Source organism: Nostoc sp. WHI (assembly GCF_015714725.1).
GTDB lineage: Bacteria > Cyanobacteriota > Cyanobacteriia > Cyanobacteriales > Nostocaceae > Nostoc.
In genome coordinates, this window is record NZ_WBKM01000372.1 from 1 (window position 1) to 5,406 (window position 5,406).

The following is a 5,406-nucleotide window of genomic DNA, read 5'->3' on the forward strand; positions in this document are numbered from 1 at the left end:
GCATTGTATAAACCAGAGAAAATAGTTTATATAGATGAAGCTGGAATGGATAATAGAGAAGATTATGGCTATGGTTGGAATAGCAAGGGTGAGCGTTTCCATGCACTCAAAAGTGGCAGGAGAAAAGGTCGAGTTAATATGATTGCCGCATATTGTAATGGGAATTTATTTGCTCCATTTACTATTGAGGGAGCTTGCAACAGAACTGTATTTGAGACTTGGCTAAAAACTTGTTTAATACCAACGCTAAAATTAGGACAAATAGTAATTGCAGATAATGCTACATTTCATCGCGGTGGACATATTAAAGAATTAATTGAAGCAGCAGGCTGTCAATTAAAATATTTGCCATCCTATTCACCCGATCTTAACAAAATTGAGCGATGTTGGTCATGGTTAAAAAGTCGAATTCGTAAACAGCTAATTCAATTTGACTGCCTTCGCAGTGCTATGGAAGATGTTCTTGGTACAGCGTCCTAACCAACCTGGCGGCTGCTATAAATAAAACCGTCCTGCCCACTGTGGCTAGGGCGGTTTTGATTTGTGGTGCGATGGCGGGGTGAGGGGGGGAAGGGGTGCGATCGCGCTGCGGGTTAACTAATGACTAATGGCTAGTGACTAATGACTAAACAAAAAATCTCATCAAAAGTAGTTCAAGCTAGGTCTCTCGCCATCTACGAGCTAGATCAATTTATCAACTATGTCCGCACCATTGACCCAGAATTAAGACCCGATGAAGCCATAGTGCTAACAGCATTCGTCCTAGATGGATTGCCAGAATTATTTAAACAAAATCCCTCGCTACTAAATCAGATGCAAGATATAGCAGCAAAGATGAAACTTAAACGTCACCGTTGACCTCAAAAACCAAAAAGCCACCCCTGACGTTGCAAATCTAGGTGGCTTCTGGATACTAACTAATATGAATTATGCCAGAAAACGCATTTAAACACAATCTTCCGTGGTCGGAAGAATACGACGAATACTGTTATAAACATCATATTCCACCCGCCGCAAAAATTCTTGGGCAGTGGTTAATGAGGCAAGGACAAATTGCCAGTGAAATAGAACCAGATTTAATTGATCCAAGATGGTAAAAATGGTCATTCGCCCACAATGCCCGAAGTGTTGGGGCTTACTAATTTTTAAAAACGGCACGCACAAATTGTCTAACGGGGTTGTTGTCCAGCGCTGGTTTTGCCAAACGTGCCGAAAGACGTTTTAACCAGCTAATTTAACAATTCTGGAGATTCTCGCAGCAGCTTCCGCAGCTTCCGCAGTTCATCCCATGTAGGAGCTGTAATATCCGGTTCTCTAGATTGCTGGGTAGAGCGATAATTTTTGGTTCTCCAAGCAATGTAACGGTCAATTATCTGTAGAAAATCCCCTGCTGACAAGGGGACTACATCATTTTCATCTACCGCTCTAGCATAAGCCAAAATGTTATCTTTCAATGCAATTGGCACGCGGATCGGTGTTGTGTTACCACTGTTCCACCCATTCCCCCAAGTTGTACCAGTTCGTCCGCCTTTGCTCATTTTGCCGCCTGTATTGCGCGTTACAAGGCAATATTTTACAGGAGTTAGCAACACCCAGTACCCAATGCCCGATGCCCAATAAATGCGTAGCTTGCCGCCGCAGGCATCGCGCCTGATTGACTAAGTGCGTAGCTTGCCGCCGCAGGCATCGCGAATAGTTGTTTTGAAGTTTTAGATATTCAGTTTACCCGCCCTGCTCCGGTTTGTACAAATTCGGGTAAACTCGCTCCACTTCATCCCATGCTTGGTTTGTGAGACTTTCCAGCGCCATAGCCAACAGCCACCGCTATGGAAATCCTCAATCCCCTTCAGATTAAGGTGTTGAAAGCAAAATCGCCCAAACTACCTAAAGTGTTAACAGCTGGTTGGGCTGTGGAAGCGATCGCTCGTCTTGGCGGATATCTTGAACATCGACATAGAACTCCTATTGGTATCCAGGTACTGTGGCGAGGTTGGTTAAAATTACACGACCTCTGTGAGGGTTTGCAGCTTGCAACAGAGACTTAACGGGAAAAGTCAGATACCAATACAAGGGGGTGGTTATAAAATCATCCCCATTTCAGAAATATCTATGAACTTTCCAACAATAGGGCCGCAGAAGCCGCTAAAAAAGAGTATGCAGCACAGCGAGACTTTGAGCATTTAAAAAATAATTTAAAGCAAATGTCAGATGGCATGGCTCACGGTTTTGACGAGATAGAGAGCCGCTTTGATGCCGTTGACAAGGAACTGCTGAGAATTGAAGCTTATCTAATTCATCCTAAACCCTCTGACCGGGGATAACTCGCTGGGGGTTTATTCTAAAAATTTAGACTGAACAACCCAAGATAAAATGCAAAGCCCAGCAACAGCATACCTAAAAGCTTTGTTCTTCCCCAAGGATGCCCGTATAAATCATCGTAATAGGCTATAAACGTTGAGGGCAGAGATAGGAAGTATTCGAGAATTTCTTCTAACTTTTTAAGGTTGAGCATGATGGATAAATTTACAGTAGAAAATTATTTTCAGTTACACGATGGAAAAGCAATTGATTTTAGGCTTAGAGTTCAAAAAGACCAAAACAATCAGTATAGCTTTTACATTCATCCCCAAGATGTCGATGGTGAAACTTGGGATTTTAAGGTTATTGGTAATTTCCTAGAATGCACTACATCCGCAAGTGAAACCTTAAACAGCCTGCTGGTAAACAGTGAGACACTTGAAAATATTGATAAAAACGTATTGTTCTTGCTGATTAAGCAATTAGCTCACAAAGTCAAGGAGCTAGAAACCGTCAACACTTCACAACGCGATCAGCTATTTAAACGGGTGCAAGAATTAAAACAGTTTCAGCGTGAGTATGAAACGGCACAGGAGTACGAACGCGATCGCAGCTAGTGGGGATTCCACACAAAACCATTCCCAAGTTTTTTCCGGCTATTGGATGAAGTTGAACAGCCCGGATAATTTTACTCCCCAGTGGGATGACAACTAAGCTAGTCTTATATATTAACAACAAGTTCTGATGGTCAATGACCGAAGAAGCAGGGGGGGAAGAAGGCACTTAGCTGGGGGAGCAAGTCCCGTCCTTCTAGGACGCTCGATCTGGGGCGGAGTACAAGCTCTGTCCCAGTCTCTCCCCTGCTCCCCGCTCCCTGCTCCCCTGCCTCCGGCAGTGACTCACTAGCCTTGCGCCATTGCCCAGCAGTCAATACTCCTAGCAATAAATTTTAGTTTGACACATTCCGACACCAATCGTTAATATAAGCATACTCATAACGATTCCGCTTTTCAAAAAAATCTCGTGATATTAGCTAGTTAGTAATTAGTAGGTTAATTATGGTGAGAATTGTTGGCATTGGTGGTAGTTTAAGACCCAACTCCTATACCCAGCTTGCTTTACTCTTAGCAGTGCAAAGAGTAGAAGCTCTAGGTGCAGAAGTAGAAATTCTCGATTTAAGGCAGTTGCAGCTACCATTTTGCAATGGCGCAAAAGAGTACTTAGAGTATCCAGATGTTCAGAGGTTGCAGGATACAGTCAGTCGCGCCGATGGATTAATTTTAGCAACACCTGAGTATCATGGTGGTGTTAGTGGTGTTCTAAAAAATGCTCTAGATTTGATGAGCTTTGAGCAACTGTCTGATAAAGTGACTGGATTAATTAGTGTCCTGGGTGGTCAGTCTAATAGTAACGCTTTAAATGATCTACGGTTAATTATCAGATGGGTTCATGGTTGGGTAATTCCAGAACAAATTGCGATCGGGCAAGCTTGGGGTGCTTTCAGTCCTGAAGGTAAGCTGGTAGATGAGAAACTCTCCCAAAGATTTGATCAATTTGCTCAGAGTTTAGTTGATAATACTCGCAAGCTGCGGGGCGTGAATTAGTTGTACTGTGGGCAAAGGTTTGCCCACAGTACACTCAACTGAATTGATAAAGTCGAGAGCCGAAAAGAATCATTTTCTTCTTAGGAGCAATTCATGAATTGCCCCAGAGTGGAATGGTACTAAGAAAAGCCCAAAGGCTTGTGTCACCTCGTTCCCAGTCTTAGACTGGGAATGTATTCTGAGAGGCTCTGCCTCTCGTCAAGAAAGAGGAGGCGGAGCCTCCCAATAGGATTCCCAGCCTCCAGGCTGGGAACCAGTCAGGGCAAGGGCTGTATCTTAACTTAGTGCCATTCGCCCCAGAGTGCATGTAGTTTTGCGTAAGTTCTACACCTAACAAAATTGCACTGCTCCCGGAGCAGATTTAGGTTGTATAAGCTGTATGCAGCCAAAAGAATTTTTGTAATTATGCGTCCACAACGAAGACGTTTAAACACTGTTTGACTGTCTCAAGCACAGATAAAGAAAGACTTTCTAATTCATAACCGCCTTCCAAACCGAAAAGGATTCGCGGTGTAATATTGAGGCAATAATCAGTCAGTATGGCGTAATCTTGGGGCTGTAAGTTGATCTTAGAAAGCAAATCTGCTTGGTTGGCATCATATCCCGCACTAACAATCAAGATATCTGGGTGGAAATCTTTGAAAAATGGTACAACCATCTCCTCAAATAACTTACAGTAATCTTGTATTAAACTACCTGGAGCAATTGGAAGATTCAATACATTGTGAAAATTACCATGTTCGTCGGATTTTCCTGTGTGTGGATAACCTGGAGATTGATGAATTGAACAAAAAGCAATGTTGGGAACATTTTCCACGGCCGCCTGCGTTCCATTACCGTGATGTACATCCCAATCAAGAATTCCAACTCGCTTGATTTGTCCTGCGGCCAAAGCGTAAAGGGCAGCAATTGCGGCATTACAGAAAATGCAAAATCCCATCCCTTCATCTGCTAGTGCATGATGTCCTGGTGGTCTGGCCAGAACAAAGCTTGGTCTTCCCACCTGCCAAACAGTATCAACCCCATCCAACCAAGCATTCACCGCAAGGCAGGCAACCTCAAAGCTTTGGGGAGAAATCTGTGTTGACTCAAAACAACCCCAACCTCTTGCAGAATAGGAGCGAACTGACTCAATGTATTTGGTGGAATGAACTCGTTCAATCTCTTTGATTACATTTCTGGAAGTGTCAGGATTTAACCATTGGATTTGGTCTGCTACTGTTGAGCTTCTTAACCTATCCAGATTTCACATTATCCCAAAGTAGACGAGGAGTTAGCTTTTCATTTTTTAAATAATAATTAATTTTATCATGACTAATATTTTCTAAGTGTTCTGCTAAATTAGTAAGAGTGTAGTTTATTTGACTACTAAGTAAATATTGACAATAATCGAGTTTTGTAAATTTCATATTAAATCATCAATCAACACTTAAAAGATATTTATTATTTTTCCGCTCCAGAGAGGAGCATAAATATCTTATTACTTATGATGTTTGTAATTAAA

7 protein-coding genes and 2 pseudogenes are annotated in these 5,406 nt (G+C 42.4%); 6 read left to right on the plus strand and 3 right to left on the minus strand.

Annotation, left to right across the window (positions count from 1 at the left end):
• The 3 genes from F8S12_RS38340 to F8S12_RS38350 form a co-directional block, all read left to right on the plus strand.
• Positions 1 to 480: IS630 family transposase (locus F8S12_RS38340; RefSeq protein WP_196521557.1), on the plus strand; the 480-nt coding region annotated here is incomplete at its 5' end.
• Positions 481 to 621: 141 nt separating this feature from the next.
• Positions 622 to 858 (plus strand): hypothetical protein, encoded by a 237-nt coding sequence (locus F8S12_RS38345; RefSeq protein ID WP_196521558.1) that lies wholly within the window; start codon positions 622 to 624, stop codon positions 856 to 858.
• Positions 859 to 929: 71 nt separating this feature from the next.
• Entirely contained in the window at positions 930 to 1,097 is a 168-nt protein-coding gene (locus F8S12_RS38350) for a hypothetical protein (RefSeq protein WP_196521559.1), read from the plus strand.
• A 132-nt stretch (positions 1,098 to 1,229) separates the two neighbouring features.
• Here F8S12_RS38350 and F8S12_RS38355 read toward each other — a convergent pair whose 3' ends face one another.
• Entirely contained in the window at positions 1,230 to 1,538 is a 309-nt protein-coding gene (locus tag F8S12_RS38355; RefSeq protein ID WP_196521560.1) for a hypothetical protein, read from the minus strand.
• 300 nt (positions 1,539 to 1,838) lie between these two features.
• Here F8S12_RS38355 and F8S12_RS38360 point away from each other — a divergent pair.
• From F8S12_RS38360 to F8S12_RS38370, 3 genes and pseudogenes are all read left to right on the plus strand, one after another.
• A pseudogene (locus F8S12_RS38360) lies at positions 1,839 to 2,045 on the plus strand (hypothetical protein); the annotation flags it as partial.
• A 465-nt stretch (positions 2,046 to 2,510) separates the two neighbouring features.
• Positions 2,511 to 2,915 carry a hypothetical protein gene (locus F8S12_RS38365; RefSeq protein WP_196521562.1) on the plus strand — a complete coding sequence of 135 codons (405 nt, stop codon included), beginning with the start codon at positions 2,511 to 2,513 and terminating at the stop codon, positions 2,913 to 2,915.
• A gap of 441 nt (positions 2,916 to 3,356) precedes the next feature.
• Positions 3,357 to 3,902, plus strand: a complete 546-nt coding sequence (locus F8S12_RS38370; protein WP_196521563.1) for an NADPH-dependent FMN reductase — start codon at positions 3,357 to 3,359, stop codon at positions 3,900 to 3,902.
• Between the two features lie 403 nt (positions 3,903 to 4,305).
• Here the strand turns inward: F8S12_RS38370 and F8S12_RS38375 are convergent, their stop codons facing one another.
• Both F8S12_RS38375 and F8S12_RS38380 read right to left on the minus strand, forming a co-directional pair.
• Positions 4,306 to 5,145 carry a histone deacetylase family protein gene (locus F8S12_RS38375; protein ID WP_196521564.1) on the minus strand — a complete coding sequence of 280 codons (840 nt, stop codon included), beginning with the start codon at positions 5,143 to 5,145 and terminating at the stop codon, positions 4,306 to 4,308.
• A gap of 1 nt (position 5,146) precedes the next feature.
• Positions 5,147 to 5,311 (minus strand): annotated as a pseudogene (locus tag F8S12_RS38380) (IS701 family transposase); the annotation flags it as partial.
• Between the last annotated feature and the right edge of the window lie 95 nt (positions 5,312 to 5,406).

Bases quoted from the DNA above. Each gene is read 5' to 3' on its own strand.
- F8S12_RS38365 (WP_196521562.1), top strand. From the start codon at position 2,511: ATGATGGATAAATTTACAGTAGAAAATTATTTTCAGTTACACGATGGA.
- F8S12_RS38370 (WP_196521563.1), top strand. From the start codon at position 3,357: ATGGTGAGAATTGTTGGCATTGGTGGTAGTTTAAGACCCAACTCCTAT.
- F8S12_RS38350 (WP_196521559.1), top strand. From the start codon at position 930: ATGCCAGAAAACGCATTTAAACACAATCTTCCGTGGTCGGAAGAATAC.
- F8S12_RS38355 (WP_196521560.1), bottom strand. From the start codon at position 1,538: ATGAGCAAAGGCGGACGAACTGGTACAACTTGGGGGAATGGGTGGAAC.
- F8S12_RS38345 (WP_196521558.1), top strand. From the start codon at position 622: ATGACTAAACAAAAAATCTCATCAAAAGTAGTTCAAGCTAGGTCTCTC.